The sequence below is a fragment of the Amycolatopsis sp. CA-126428 genome, assembly GCF_002904335.1.
GTDB lineage: Bacteria > Actinomycetota > Actinomycetes > Mycobacteriales > Pseudonocardiaceae > Amycolatopsis.
Window position 1 is genome coordinate 1 of record NZ_PPHF01000110.1, and the last position, 12,399, is coordinate 12,399.

The 12,399-nt window shown below is 71.9% G+C and carries 11 protein-coding genes; 3 read left to right on the top strand and 8 right to left on the bottom strand.

The window, feature by feature from the left end; genetic code table 11:
- Nucleotides 1–108: 108 nt before the first annotated feature.
- Both C2L58_RS27200 and C2L58_RS27205 read right to left on the bottom strand, forming a co-directional pair.
- Nucleotides 109–723, bottom strand: a complete 615-nt coding sequence (locus C2L58_RS27200; RefSeq protein WP_103340603.1) for a VOC family protein — start codon at nucleotides 721–723, stop codon at nucleotides 109–111.
- An 8-nt stretch (nucleotides 724–731) separates the two neighbouring features.
- On the bottom strand, nucleotides 732–2,069 hold the full coding sequence (locus C2L58_RS27205) for a S8 family peptidase (RefSeq protein ID WP_233225958.1): 1,338 nt from the start codon (nucleotides 2,067–2,069) through the stop codon (nucleotides 732–734).
- 84 nt (nucleotides 2,070–2,153) lie between these two features.
- Between C2L58_RS27205 and C2L58_RS27210 the strand changes: the two genes are divergently transcribed.
- Nucleotides 2,154–2,687, top strand: a complete 534-nt coding sequence (locus tag C2L58_RS27210) for a methylated-DNA--[protein]-cysteine S-methyltransferase (protein WP_103340531.1) — start codon at nucleotides 2,154–2,156, stop codon at nucleotides 2,685–2,687.
- 226 nt (nucleotides 2,688–2,913) lie between these two features.
- Here the strand turns inward: C2L58_RS27210 and C2L58_RS27215 are convergent, their stop codons facing one another.
- The 3 genes from C2L58_RS27215 to lysX all read right to left on the bottom strand — a co-directional run bounded on the left by C2L58_RS27215 (nucleotide 2,914) and on the right by lysX (nucleotide 7,533).
- Nucleotides 2,914–3,504 carry a DinB family protein gene (locus C2L58_RS27215; protein ID WP_103340532.1) on the bottom strand — a complete coding sequence of 197 codons (591 nt, stop codon included), beginning with the start codon at nucleotides 3,502–3,504 and terminating at the stop codon, nucleotides 2,914–2,916.
- Between the two features lie 72 nt (nucleotides 3,505–3,576).
- Nucleotides 3,577–4,146, bottom strand: a complete 570-nt coding sequence (locus C2L58_RS27220) for a hypothetical protein (protein WP_233225959.1) — start codon at nucleotides 4,144–4,146, stop codon at nucleotides 3,577–3,579.
- Between the two features lie 63 nt (nucleotides 4,147–4,209).
- Nucleotides 4,210–7,533, bottom strand: coding sequence for a bifunctional lysylphosphatidylglycerol synthetase/lysine--tRNA ligase LysX (lysX, locus tag C2L58_RS27225; RefSeq protein WP_103340534.1), 3,324 nt, complete (start codon nucleotides 7,531–7,533; stop codon nucleotides 4,210–4,212).
- 238 nt (nucleotides 7,534–7,771) lie between these two features.
- Here lysX and panB point away from each other — a divergent pair, with 238 nt between their 5' ends.
- Nucleotides 7,772–8,641 (top strand): 3-methyl-2-oxobutanoate hydroxymethyltransferase, encoded by an 870-nt coding sequence (panB, locus tag C2L58_RS27230; protein ID WP_103340535.1) that lies wholly within the window; start codon nucleotides 7,772–7,774, stop codon nucleotides 8,639–8,641.
- A 17-nt stretch (nucleotides 8,642–8,658) separates the two neighbouring features.
- On the opposite strand, the gene C2L58_RS27235 is transcribed toward panB, so the two are convergent.
- Both C2L58_RS27235 and C2L58_RS27240 read right to left on the bottom strand, forming a co-directional pair.
- Nucleotides 8,659–9,471 (bottom strand): cytochrome c oxidase assembly protein, encoded by an 813-nt coding sequence (locus tag C2L58_RS27235; RefSeq protein ID WP_103340536.1) that lies wholly within the window; start codon nucleotides 9,469–9,471, stop codon nucleotides 8,659–8,661.
- A gap of 38 nt (nucleotides 9,472–9,509) precedes the next feature.
- On the bottom strand, nucleotides 9,510–10,439 hold the full coding sequence (locus C2L58_RS27240; protein WP_103340537.1) for an undecaprenyl-diphosphate phosphatase: 930 nt from the start codon (nucleotides 10,437–10,439) through the stop codon (nucleotides 9,510–9,512).
- A 427-nt stretch (nucleotides 10,440–10,866) separates the two neighbouring features.
- Here C2L58_RS27240 and pip point away from each other — a divergent pair, with 427 nt between their 5' ends.
- Nucleotides 10,867–11,811, top strand: a complete 945-nt coding sequence (pip, locus tag C2L58_RS27245) for a prolyl aminopeptidase (protein WP_103340538.1) — start codon at nucleotides 10,867–10,869, stop codon at nucleotides 11,809–11,811.
- Here pip and C2L58_RS27250 read toward each other — a convergent pair.
- Complete coding sequence (locus C2L58_RS27250) at nucleotides 11,797–12,348, bottom strand: TetR/AcrR family transcriptional regulator (protein WP_103340539.1); 552 nt, start codon at nucleotides 12,346–12,348, stop codon at nucleotides 11,797–11,799. The genes pip and C2L58_RS27250 overlap by 15 nt on opposite strands.
- Nucleotides 12,349–12,399 lie beyond the last annotated feature (51 nt).

A 12,399-nucleotide genomic window follows, 5' to 3' on the forward strand; every position in this document is an offset into this window, starting at 1 on the left:
TTACCGCCGCCATCTGGCACAACCGCGCCACCGGCCAACCCATCACCCGATCCCTGACCGCCTACGACCACTAACCGAGTTACGCATTACTCGTCTAGCTCAGGGGTTTCAACACAGGGCGACCTGGCGGCCCTCCGGAGTCCGGAGGGCCGCCGTCAGGCCGGCCTTCGCGGCCCGGCGGACCAGCAGCTCCAAGCCGAGCGCGTCCATCACCGTCAGCACCGAATCCGGGTCCGGGTGGGTGCCGGTGACCATCAGCAGCGGCAGGGACGGCAGGTCCCGCGTCGTCGGGTGCGGGGTGCTGCCCCAGTCGATAAGGAACGGGTGCAGGGTGCCCGGGACGCCCGGCGGGGTCAGGCGCCAGCGCAGTGTTTCGCCGTCGCCGGTTTCGCGGGACATCTCCCTCGGGTCGCCCGGGTCGAAGCCGCGGGCGCGGGCCGCGGCGACCGTCGCGTCGATGTCGGTCGTGCGGACGGCCCAGGCGACCAGCGCGGGCTCGGTCAGCTCGTCGATGCCGAACGGCCGGGGCGCTTCGGGGTCCGGCTGGGCCGGGTCCGGGCCGATGACCTCCAGGTACATCCCCGCGCCGAGGTCGGCGAGGTGGTTGGCCGTGCCGACGCCGATGTGGCGGCCGCCCGGCGCGGGCGTGACTCCGGTGAGGGCGGTGACCCGGGCGACGGCGTCGGCGAGGTCCGGACCGGCGTAGACGAGGTGATCGAGCACGAGCGCCATCATCCCGCGCCGACGGCGCTCGCCGCATCGACCATGCCGTGACCGTAGTAGGTCGTCCCGTCTCGGGTCGGCCGGCAGACGACGTCGGGACACTGGAGCGGCGTCGCCGTGGCGTAGAGCGCGCGCTTGATCCGCTCAGCGCTCCAGTGCGGGTGCTCGCTCGCGATCAGGGCGGCGACGCCGCTCGCGTGCGGCGCGGCCATCGACGTCCCGCTCGCCGACCGGTATTCGCCGTTCGGCCAGGTCGACCAGACGCGCGCGCCGGGCGCGGCGACGCTGATCCGGGACGCCGAGTAGTTCGAAAAGCTCGCTTTGACGAGCTTTTCGTCGAGCGCGCCGGTGCCGACGACGCCGGGCAGTTCGTGCGGCAGCCGGGTGCAGCTCGGGTCGATCCGGCGCTCCACCGGCGTGCTGTCGGCCGGGCTCTCCTTGTCCACCGAGCGGGTGTCGAGGTTGATTCCGGCGTTGCCGGCGGAGGCGACGACGAGGACGTTCCGGCGTTGCGCGTACGCGACCGCCCGGCCGACGGCGAGCTTCGCCGCGGCCTGGTCCGGCTGGTCGTCGCAGTTGTAGCGCCACGGGATCGAGCGGTAGCTGTTGTTGGTGACGGCGAACCCGTGCTCGGCGGCCCAGACGAACCCGCAGACCATGCTCTCGGCCGTCTCGGTGTCGTCGAGTTCGGCGAGCTTCACCGCCGCGATGCGCACTCCCGGCGCCACGCCGACGACGCCGGTTCCGTTGCGGGCCGCGGCGATCGTGCCCGCGACGTGCGTGCCGTGGCCGTCGAGCGTGGGCCGCCAGGCGCCGGGGCCGCGATCGGGCCAACCGGACAGGCAGGAGACCGAGTTCCGGCTGTCGAACGCGGTTTTCAGCTCCGGGTGGGTGTCGTCAACGCCGACGTCGAGGACACCGACGAGGGTGCGCCGGCGGCCGTCGGTGACCTGGTGCGCTTCGGGCAGGTGCAGCGCCGGGACGTCCCAGGCGGTGCCTTCGGGTGGGACCTGGCCGGAGTTCGGCGAGCCGGGGCCGGTGTAGCGGAGGTCCTTGCGGGGCGCGAAGAACTCCTTCGGGACCTTCGCGGTGCGCGTCGCGCCGACGGCGTCGATGCCCGGCGTCTTCCGGACCTTCGCGGCGAAGCCGTCCTTCGCGGTGTACGCGACGACGACGCCGATCTGCGGGTAGCTCGCGACGACCGTCCCACCGGCCTGCCTGACGACGAATTCGGCCCACCCCGTGTGGTGCGCGACGACGACGTGCGGCATGACCAGGGGGTCGGCGGCCGCCGGAGTCGCGATCAGGCCCAGCATCAGCGCGGTGGCCAGGATGATTCGCCGCACGCGTCCTCCTCGAATTCGCCCAAACCGAACTTAGCGATCATTCGCGGCAGGGCGGTACCCCTCTTCGGTCGTAGGCTGGACGGCATGACGACGGGGTTCACGGTGTTCGACACGGCGATCGGCGCGTGCGGGCTCGCCTGGCGCGACGACGTCGTGATCGGGACGTCGCTGCCCGAGGGCAGTGCGGAGCGGACCCGCGCCTGGCTGGTCCGGCGGTTCCCGGACGCCGTCGAAGGTCCGCCGCCGGCACCGGTGCGGGCCGCGGTCGACGGGATCGTGGCGTTGCTGAGCGGTGCGCGTCAGGAGCTGGCCACGGTCGAGCTGGACTTTTCCGGGGTGCCGGCGTTCAACCGGCGCGCGTACGAGGTCGCGCGGACGATTCCGCCGGGCAAGACGCTGACGTACGGGGACATCGCACACCGGCTCGGGCAGCCGGGGTCGGCGCAGGCCGTCGGGCAGGCGATGGGGCACAACCCGTTCCCGATCATCGTCCCGTGCCACCGGGTGCTGGCGGCGGGTGGGAAGGATGGCGGGTTCTCGGCGCGGGGCGGGGTCGGGACGAAACGCCGGATGCTCGTGATCGAGGGCGCGCTGGCGGACGAGCCGACCCTGTTCTGAGGTCCTCGCGGTGTGATCGGACGGGCATCACGCGTGACTGGGGAGGCATCACGCGTGATTGGAGGGGCATCTCGCGTGATTGAAAGGGCATCTCGCGTGATTGAGGGGTCGACTCGCGTGATTGGAGAGTCGACACGCGGATCTGGAGGGTCGGCCCGCGTGCCTGGAGGGTCGGGGCGCGTGCCTGGAGGGTCGGCTCGCGGGGTGGGCCGCGAGCCGAGCCGGGTCAGGCGGGTTGGGGGGCTGGGGTCCAGGGCTTGATGAAGGGGGACTCGGGCCAGCCCTCGGCCGCGGCCATCAGGGGGAACGCCGTGCCGCCGTCGATGTGCTCGCGGATGATGTCCGCGTGGCCCGCGTGGCGGGCCGTCTCCTGGATCAGGTGCAGCAGGACCCAGCGGACCGACCAGGCCTCGACGTCCTTCGGGAACCAGGGCACGCCCTTCGGCACCGGGACCGCCTGGCCGAGGTCGTCGATGCCCGCGATGACCTCCGCCGTGCGGGCGGCCACCTCGTCGTAGCGGGCCAGCGCGCCTTCGAGGGTCTCGTCTTCGCCCAGGCGGTGCGCGGCCTCCCACTCCCCCACCGCCTCGGCGAACGGCTTCTGCGGCACCTGCAGCACCGTGTCCATCCAGCTGTACTCGGTGGCCGCGACGTGCTTGATCAGGCCGCCCACCGACAGCGTGCTCTTCGTCGAGGCGAGCCTCGCCTGTTCGTCGGTCAGCCCGTGTGCCGCGAGTCTGAGCACGTACCGCTGCTGCTCCAGGAAGCTCAGCAGCCCGTCACGCTCGTCGGCCACCGGGCGCACGTTTCCCGCCATGTCGATCCTTCCGCCTTGGGACACCTGCGGCGATCGTGCCACCCACCACCGACATTCCGGGACGGAATCCGGCTATCGGTGCGCGTGCCGCGGCGCGGGCTTGACGAAGGCGTACGTCCCGCCGGCGGCGTACAGGACCGCGCGGACCACCAGCTGGGCCCGCGTGAAGACGCCTTCGTAGGCGTCCAGCTGCCGAGCGAGCACGACGGCCACCCAGGTGGCCAGCACCAGCACCAGGCCCACCACCGCGAACGCGCGCCAGCCCGGCGGCCACCACAGGATCAGGCTGATCACCCCGGCCACCAGGACGACGTTGAGCAGCGACGACAGCAGGTCGCTGCGCTCGGGGTAGGCGGCCTGAAGCAGCACGAGCACGCCGAACGCGCTCACCGAGATCGAACTGAGCCGCGCCGACCACTGGACCGGCCCGAGCCGGTGCAGCGGGGGCCCGGCGAGCACGAACGCGACCCCGGACACCGCGAGCAGGATCCGGAACACCGGCGGCCCGGTCAGCAGCAGCGCCTCGGCCGGGTCCTCCACCGGGGAGACGCCGGTGGGCAGGAAGAACTCCAGCAGCCAGCCCGAATACGCCAGGACGGCCACCCCCATCAGGAGGGCCGAGGCGATCCGAGCCGTGCGCACGAGGCAGAGCGTAAGCGACGAGCCGCGCCACGGCCCGTCGCCGTGATCAGGTCCACCGAGTCGTTATGCCTGCGGCCGGACGAAGGGGAACAGGACCGTCTGGCGGATGGAGGCGCCGGTGAGCATCATGAGCAGCCGGTCCACGCCCAGGCCGAGGCCGCCGGTCGGCGGCATGCCGTGCTCCAGGGCGAGCAGGAAATCTTCGTCCAGCTCCATCGCCTCGACGTCACCGCTGGCCGCCCGCAGCGACTGCCCCTCGAGCCGCCGCCGCTGCTCGATCGGGTCGGTCAGCTCGGTGTAGGCCGTGCCGACCTCGGACCCGAACGCGATGAGGTCCCAGCGCTCGGCCAGCCGCGGGTCCTCCCGGTGCTGGCGGGTCAGCGGCGAGACGTCGGTCGGGTAGTCGGTGTAGAAGGTCGGCAGCACGGTCGCGCCTTCGACGAGGTGCTCGAACGCCTTGAGCACGAGGTCGCCGTGGCTGGGGTCCTCCCCGACCGGCACCCCGGTGGCCACGCACAGGCGGCGCAGGTCGGTCACCGGTGTCCCCGAGTCGATCTGCTCGCCGAACACCGCCGAGACGGCTTCGTGGACCGGCACGACGGGCCAGTCGCCGGAGATGTCGTGCTCGACGACCTTCCCGTCGGCGTCCGGCCGCCGGACGACCTGGGCGCCGTACGCCGCTTCGGCCGCGTGCTGGACGAGCTCGCGCGTCAGCGTCCGCATCGTGTCGTAGTCCGCGTACGCCTGGTAGGCCTCGAGCATCGTGAACTCGGGGTTGTGGGTCGCGTCGACGCCCTCGTTGCGGAAGTTGCGGTTGAGCTCGAAGACGCGCTCGACGCCGGCGACGCACAGCCGCTTGAGGTACAGCTCGGGCGCGATCCGCAGGTACATCCGCATGTCGTAAGCGTTGATGTGGGTGACGAACGGCCGGGCGTTGGCGCCACCGTGGACCGTCTGCAGCATCGGCGTCTCGACCTCGAGGTAGTCGGCGTGGTGCAGCCGGTCGCGCACCGCGCGGACCACGGTGGACCGCAGCCGCAGCATGTTCGTCGAGTCCGGGTTGACCGCCAGGTCGAGGTAGCGCTGCCGGACCCGCGTCTCCGGGTCGGTGAGGCCCTTCCGCTTGTCGGGCAGCGGGTGCAGGCACTTCGCGGTGACCGTCCACTCGTCGACGAGCACCGAAAGCTCGCCGCGCTTCGACGTCACGACCAGGCCGCCGACGCCGACGTGGTCGCCGAGGTCGACGCCGGTCCGCCAGCGGGTCAGGTCCAGCTCGCCGGCCTCCAGCATCAGCTGGATTTCGCCGCTGAAGTCCTTGACGCGGGCGAAGCACAGGCCGCCGAGGATGCGCAGGTTCAGCACCCGCCCGGCGATCCGGACCCGGTGCCCGGTGGTGGTGTCCGGGGCCAGGCCGCCGTACTTCGCCACGACGTCGCCGATGTGGTCGTCGCGGCGGAAACCGACCGGGTACGGGTCGATGCCGGCCTCGCGCAGCTTGTCGAGCTTGGCGATGCGGACGCGGACCTGTTCGGGCCGCCGCCAGGCCTTCGGCGCCGGTGCCGCCGCCGACTCCTCGATCTCCCTGACGCGCGCGACGAAGTCCTCGCTGACCGTCTCGAGCCGCAGCGACCGCGCCCGTCCGGTCGGGACGAACCCTTCGAGCGCGCCCGCGACGATGCCGACGCGCGGCAGCCGCCGGGCCGACGAGTAGCAGAGGAAGCGCGGCTCCCAGTCCGGCCCGTACTTGGCGTTGGACCGGTACAGCGACTCCAGCTGGAAGAACCGCGAGAAGACGCTCAGGATCCCGCGCCAGGCCCGCAGCACCGGGCCCGCCCCGATCCGCTCGCCCTCGGAGAACACCGCGCGGAACATCGCGAAGTTGAGCGAGATCCGCTGCGCGCCGAGGTGCTGGGCGGCCGCGACCGTCTCGGCGATCATGTACTCGTTGAGGCCGTTTTCGGCGTCGCGGTCGCGGCGCATGAGGTCCAGCGAAAGCCCGCGCCGCCCCCACGGGACGAACGACAGCAGCCCGCGCAGCTCGCCGTGGCCGTCGTAGGCCTCGACCATCACGCTGCGGCCGTCGCTGGGGTCGCCGAGCCGGCCGAGCGCCATCGAGAACCCGCGTTCGGTCTCGGCGCCGCGCCAGGCCTGCGCCCGCGCGAGCAGCTCGGTCATCTCGGCTGCGGGGATCTCGCCGTGGCGGCGGACGCGCGAGGTGTACCCGGCGCGCTGGATGCGCTTGACGGCCTGGCGCACCGAGCGCCGCTCCGGCCCGGCCAGGCTGAACTCGCGGACGTCGAGCACCGCTTCGTCGCCGATCTCCAGCGCCCGCAGGCCCGCCCCGGTGTACGCCTTCGCGCCGCGTTCGCTCGCTCCGAGCACGCCGGGGGTCCAGCCGTACGTGCGCGTCTCGTCGAGCCACGCGCGGACCGCGTCGGGCCACGCCTCCGGGTCGCCGACCGGGTCGGCGCTGGCGACGCTGGTGCCGCCGAGGACGCGGTAGGTCACCGCCGCGCGGCCGTTCGGCGCGAAGACGACGCTCTTGTCGCGCCGGGTGGCGAAGTAGCCGAGGGAGTCGTCCTCGCCGTGTTCGGCGAGCAGCTTCCGCAGGCGCAGCTCGTCTTCGTCCGTCCGCAGGGCGCGGCTGCGCACCCCGCGGAAGAGCAGGTACAGCGCCGCGGTGGCGACCGCCGTCGCGCTCAGGTCGAGGAGCAGGTCCAGCCAGCCGGGCCCGTCGCCCACGCCGATCCGGCGCAGCTGCAGGTTCTCGCCCGTGGCGTGGTTGACGACCCAGGCGAAGCGCTCCCACGTGTCGCCGAGGTGGCCGGGGAACGCCTCGGTCAGGCCCCAGCCGACCAGGATGACCACGGCGACGCCGCCGCACAGCATGCTCAGGCCGTCGCGCCAGGCGGTCGGCGCGAGCCGGGCCGGGAACGCCGGGCGCAGCGCGAGCAGGAAGACGATCATCGCGATCGAGACGACGTCGGCGACGGTCAGCACCCACAGCTGAGAGGGGATGTGCCGGACCTGCTTCGGGCCGAGCGTCAGCAGTTCGGGTGACCACAGCAGGGTCGCCTGGAGGACCAGGGTGAGCAGCAGCCCGCCGACCTGGAAGAGCACCAGCGTGTACAACGCCGCCTTCTTGCGGCGGCGCAGGGCGCTGCCGAGCACCACCAGCAGCAGCACCATGGTCAGGCTCTCGCTGGTCGGCACGCTCAAGCCGGAGAAGGCCATGTCGATGCCGTTGAGCAGGCGGCCGTGCGCGCCGCCGGCGAAGAGCAGGATCACCGAGAACACCGCGGCCAGCTGGACCACGGTCGCGACGATGCCGCCCGCCTTCGCCTTCCAGGCGGGGAGGCGAAGGCGCGAGCTCGCGAGGTTTCCCATGGGTGGTTTCGTCGCCTTTCGCGGCCGGTCGGTGGGCATGCCCTCTTCTTGACGTAAGTGAACCCGGGTTGGTTGTCCCCGGGCATCAACCTGAAGGCTGACGGCCCGTGGTCCTCGGGGGTGTGAAGCTTGTCGCACGCGGTTGGGGGCGGTCCGGGCGCGTGTCACTCTTTGAGACACCTCTGCTCCACGACCCGGGGACCTCGACGAGGCCTCGAGGGAAGGACGGTCGACGACGATGTCTGCCAGCGCCGAAGAACCCGCCCCCTACGGCACCGGAGCCGCCGCTCCCGCGGCACCCGCCCCGGGCCGGAAGGTCCGCGTCCACCACCTGCGCGAGCTCAAGGAACGCGGCGAGCCGTGGCCCATGCTCACCGCGTACGACATGTACACCGCCGCGCTGTTCGACGAGGCCGGGATCCCCGTGCTGCTCGTCGGTGACTCCGCGGCCAACAACGTCTTCGGCTACGACACCTCGCTGCCGGTGACGGTCGACGAGCTGCTGCCGCTGGTCCGGGCGGTCACCCGGTCGGTCAAGCGGGCCCTGGTGGTCGCCGACCTGCCGTTCGGCTCCTACCAGCTCTCGCCGCAGCAGGCGCTGGAGACGTCGGTGCGGTTCATGAAGGAGGGCCGCGCGCACGCCGTGAAGCTCGAAGGCGGGCGGCGGTTCGCCGCGCACGTCGAGGCGCTGACCTCGGCCGGGGTGCCGGTCATGGGCCACATCGGCTTCACCCCGCAGAGTGAGCACAACCTGGGCGGCTACCGGGTGCAGGGGCGCGGCGAAGCGGCGGACGTGCTGCTCGCCGACGCGCTGGCGCTGCAGGAGGCCGGGGCGTTCGCGGTGGTGATGGAGATGGTGCCCGCCGAGGCCGCGAAGCGCGTCACGGCGGAGCTGAAGATCCCGACGGTCGGCATCGGCGCGGGCCCGGACTGCGACGCCCAGGTGCTCGTCTGGCAGGACATGGCCGGGCTGCGGCGCGGCAAGGCCCCGCGGTTCGTCAAGCGCTACGCCGACGTGGCGACGGTGCTGCAGGACGCGGCGACCGCGTTTGCCGAGGACGTCCGCCGAGGTGAATTCCCGGCCCCGGAGCACGCGTTCCACGACTGAGACACCGACCACGGCGGTCATCGGCGCTTGAACCGTTCGGCGAGCGCCGGGTCGTTCTCCCACCACAGGCCGGTCGGCGGCGCTTCGTCCAGCTGGACGTCGAGCTGCTTCGCCCGCCGTTCGTCGTCGCGGGCCCACCGCACGAACAACGCGACGACGAACGGCAGGCCGGCGACGTCGCCGCCGATCCACAGCACGCCCGCGCCGATGACCTGGTCGGTGCGCGGGTCGGGGCCCCAGCCGGGGTGCGCGGCCGCGTAGTGCGCCGGGGCGAGCAGCGGGCCGAGCCACAGCACCAGGCCGAGCGCGCCGTCGAAGATGACTTCGGCGAAGGCGATCCACACCGACACCAGGTGCGGGTCCTCCCGCGGTGTCGGATCGAGGCCCAGGCGCGTCCAGAAGTACGTGAAGCCGGCGCCGACGAGCACCAGCCGGACCAGGCCGTCGACGAGCGGTGAGCGCAGCGTGAGGTCGTAGAGCGGTGTCAGGTAGAGCACCAGCACCGGGGCGACCAGGACGACCGTGACGACGGGCGGGAACGTCAGCGCGCGGGCGAGCGGGCCGCGGCCGTGCCGCCGCAGCCACGGCGCTTCGACGGTGTCGAGGAGCAGCCGGATCGGTGCGCCGAGGGCGAGCAGCAGCGGCGTGATCATCAGCAGCGTGACCGTCTGGACCGCGCGGACCCAGAAGAACGTCGTGTCGTAGAAGGCCAGGGGTGAGCAGGTGACGCCCAGGATCGTCGCGAGCCCGGCGAGGAACGCCGTCGTGCGGCCCGGCGGCCAGCCGCGGCGGCGGGCCGCACGGACGTAGAGCGTGCCCGCGGCGAGCACGCCGAGGACCGCCGGGGGGGTCGAACGTCAGCGGCACGTCAGACCGCGAAGAAGATCAGGCTGCCGATTCCGGCGACGACGCAGTAAATAGCGAACGGGGTCAGAGTACGCGTTTCGAAGTATCCGGTGAGGAATCGGACAGAAATGTACGAAGCGACCCCGGCGATGACGCTGCCGACGAGGGCGGGGCCGAGCGAAGCGTGGTTTTCGGGGGCGAACAGCGTCGGCATCTTGAGCACTCCCGCGGCCAGGATCACCGGCGTGGCGAGCAGGAAGGCGAACCGCGCCGCGTCCTCGTGCCCCAGCCCGCGGCGCAGGCCGGCGACCATCGTGATGCCCGAGCGGCTGATGCCCGGCAGCAGCGCGAGGATCTGGGCGGCGCCGATCAGCACGGCCTCGCCGACCCGCAGCTTCGCCAGCCGGACGTCGGTCTGCTCCTCGACGCTGATCGCCCGCATCACCATCGTGTCCTCGGCCGAAAAGTCCACTGTGTCCTCTTCCGCAGCCGCCTTGCCGGGCTTGGAGAACTTCTCGGCGGCGTAGAGGACCCCGCCGTTGAGGGCGAGGAAGATCGCCGCCGGCACCGGCTTGCCGAGGTAGTCGCGCAGCAGGCTTTCGAAGAGCAGCCCGGCCAGCCCGACCGGGATGGTGGCGAGCACCAGCAGCCACGCGAGCCGCTGGTCCGGCGTGCGCACTTCGCGGTGGCGGATCGACGTCCACAGCCCGCGGATGATCCGCACCCAGTCCTTGCGGAAGAACAGGACCAGCGCGAGCGCGGTGGCGACGTGCATCGCCACCAGCACCGCGAGGTACGGCGAATCCTTGCCGATGCTCAGGTCCCGCTGCCACGAGCCGCCGAGCCAGGCGGGCAGCAGGATGCTGTGGCCGAGACTGGACACCGGAAACAATTCCGACACCCCTTGCAAGGCGCCGACGACAATCGCCTCGACATAGGTCACCGCGGACATTCCGTACCCCTTTTTCGCCGAATCCCGACACGGAAGCTACCGGCCCTTTCGTTAGCGCGAGGCAAGGGGGACGCCCCGGCTCAGCGTCCCCACAGCTGATGTTCACATATATGAACTTCAATCATGTTCTTGACTGGCGTTCGGCTCGTGGCTTAGCGTTTAGCCCGTCGCCGCCACGACGAACTTCGCACCCTCGACGAGGAGGATCGAAATGCGTGAGCGGACTGCCCGACCCCGCTGACCCCCCTGAACCGGGGACCCGCTCAGCCCGGCGGCGGGGGCGGGTCCCCACCTTTCTCGGCCGTCGTCCCGGCGCCCGGCGGCGGGGCGCCGGGGCGACTGCCGAGGCCCTACGGCAAAGTGTCACCTCCATGAGGCAGATCGTCGTAGGGAGCAGGCAGTCATCTCATACGGCACAGTGACTCGCATGGACGAGCTCTACCCGCCGATCTCCCCGCGCGCCGAGGGATTCCTCGAAACCGGTGACGGGCACCGGATCCGGTGCCAGGAGGCGGGCAACCCGGCCGGGAAACCGGTCGTGGTGCTGCACGGCGGTCCCGGCAGCGGGATCGCCCCGATGGCCCGGCGGCACTTCGACCCCGACGCTTACCGGATCGTCCTGTTCGACCAGCGCGGCGCGGGCCGGTCGACGCCGGACGCGGGCGATCTCACCGCGAACACCCTGTGGCACCTGGTCGCCGACATGGAACTGCTGCGCGAACGGCTCGGCATCGAGCGCTGGCAGCTCTTCGGTGGCTCCTGGGGCGCGACCCTCGCCCTCGCTTTCGCCGAGACGCACCCCGCACGCGTCAGCGAGATCATCCTGCGAGGCGTGTTCACCGTGCGGCAGAGCGAGCTGGACTGGATCTACCGCGGCGGCGCGGCCCACCTGTTCCCGCGCGAGTGGGAAGCGTTCCTCGCCCCGCTCCCGCCGGGGCTCCGGGACGACCCGCTGAGGGGGTACGCGGTGTTGCTCGACGACCCGGCCGAGGAGGTCCGCCACCACGCGGCGGTGGCATGGAGCACCTGGGAGGGCGCGACGGTTTCGGTGCTGCCGCAGGAGTCGTTCATCCGCCAGTACGCGGACCCGGCGTTCGCGTGGCCGTTCGCCCGGCTCGCGGTCCACTACTTCACCCAGGGCGCCTGGCTCGACGACGGCCAGCTGATCCGCGACGCGGGCAAGCTCGCGGGCATCCCGGGCGTGATCGTCCAGGGCCGCTACGACACGGTCTGCCCGCCGACCACGGCGTACGAGCTGCACCGGGCGTGGCCCGGTTCGGAGCTGAAGCTGCTCGAGGGAGCCGGGCACGCGGTGACGGACCCGGGCGTCCTGGCGGCCCTGCGAGCGGCGACGGACTCATTCCGCGAGTAGCACCTCGAACACCTTCTCCAGCTTCGCCACGACGACGGCTTCGTCGGCGTGCGCGAGCGCGGTGCTGCCGAGGAGCGTGCGCATCACCCAGAAGCCGGCGATGACGGACAGGGCCAGCGCCGGTCCCGCCGGGTCCCGCCCCGGAAGCAGGTCGGTCAGGTGCTTCTCGACGTGCCGCTCGATGCCCGCGCGGAGGATGTCCGCGGCCCGCGGGTTGGGGGCCGAACGCAGCATCAGCAGGAACGGGTCGAGCCGCGCGGCCTCCGGAGCGGTCCGGCGCACGAGCGAGGCCGCGAGGTCCGCGGCGAGCGTCGCCGGGTCGCCGGTGAGCACGGTCCGCTCGGCCATCGCCGCCTCGACGACCTCTGCGAAGAGGCCTTCCTTCGAGCCGAAATAGCGGTTGACGAGCATCGCGGTGACGCCGGCGGCCTCGGCGATCTCGCGCACGCCGACGCCGTCGTAGCCCGCCCGGGTGAACGCTTCGAGCGCGGACGCCAGGATCGCTTCCCGGGTCGCGGCGGCGTTGCGAGGTCTCATGTATACGAGTGTAGACTTGCCGTAAGTCTACAGTTGTATACCTCTGGATAG

Excerpts from the sequence above, each read along its gene's own strand:
- C2L58_RS27210 (WP_103340531.1), top strand. The coding sequence starts at position 2,154 with ATGACGACGGGGTTCACGGTGTTCGACACGGCGATCGGCGCGTGCGGG.
- C2L58_RS27215 (WP_103340532.1), bottom strand. The coding sequence starts at position 3,504 with ATGGCGGGAAACGTGCGCCCGGTGGCCGACGAGCGTGACGGGCTGCTG.
- lysX (WP_103340534.1), bottom strand. The coding sequence starts at position 7,533 with ATGGGAAACCTCGCGAGCTCGCGCCTTCGCCTCCCCGCCTGGAAGGCG.
- panB (WP_103340535.1), top strand. The coding sequence starts at position 7,772 with ATGTCTGCCAGCGCCGAAGAACCCGCCCCCTACGGCACCGGAGCCGCC.
- C2L58_RS27240 (WP_103340537.1), bottom strand. The coding sequence starts at position 10,439 with ATGTCCGCGGTGACCTATGTCGAGGCGATTGTCGTCGGCGCCTTGCAA.
- pip (WP_103340538.1), top strand. The coding sequence starts at position 10,867 with ATGGACGAGCTCTACCCGCCGATCTCCCCGCGCGCCGAGGGATTCCTC.
- C2L58_RS27250 (WP_103340539.1), bottom strand. The coding sequence starts at position 12,348 with ATGAGACCTCGCAACGCCGCCGCGACCCGGGAAGCGATCCTGGCGTCC.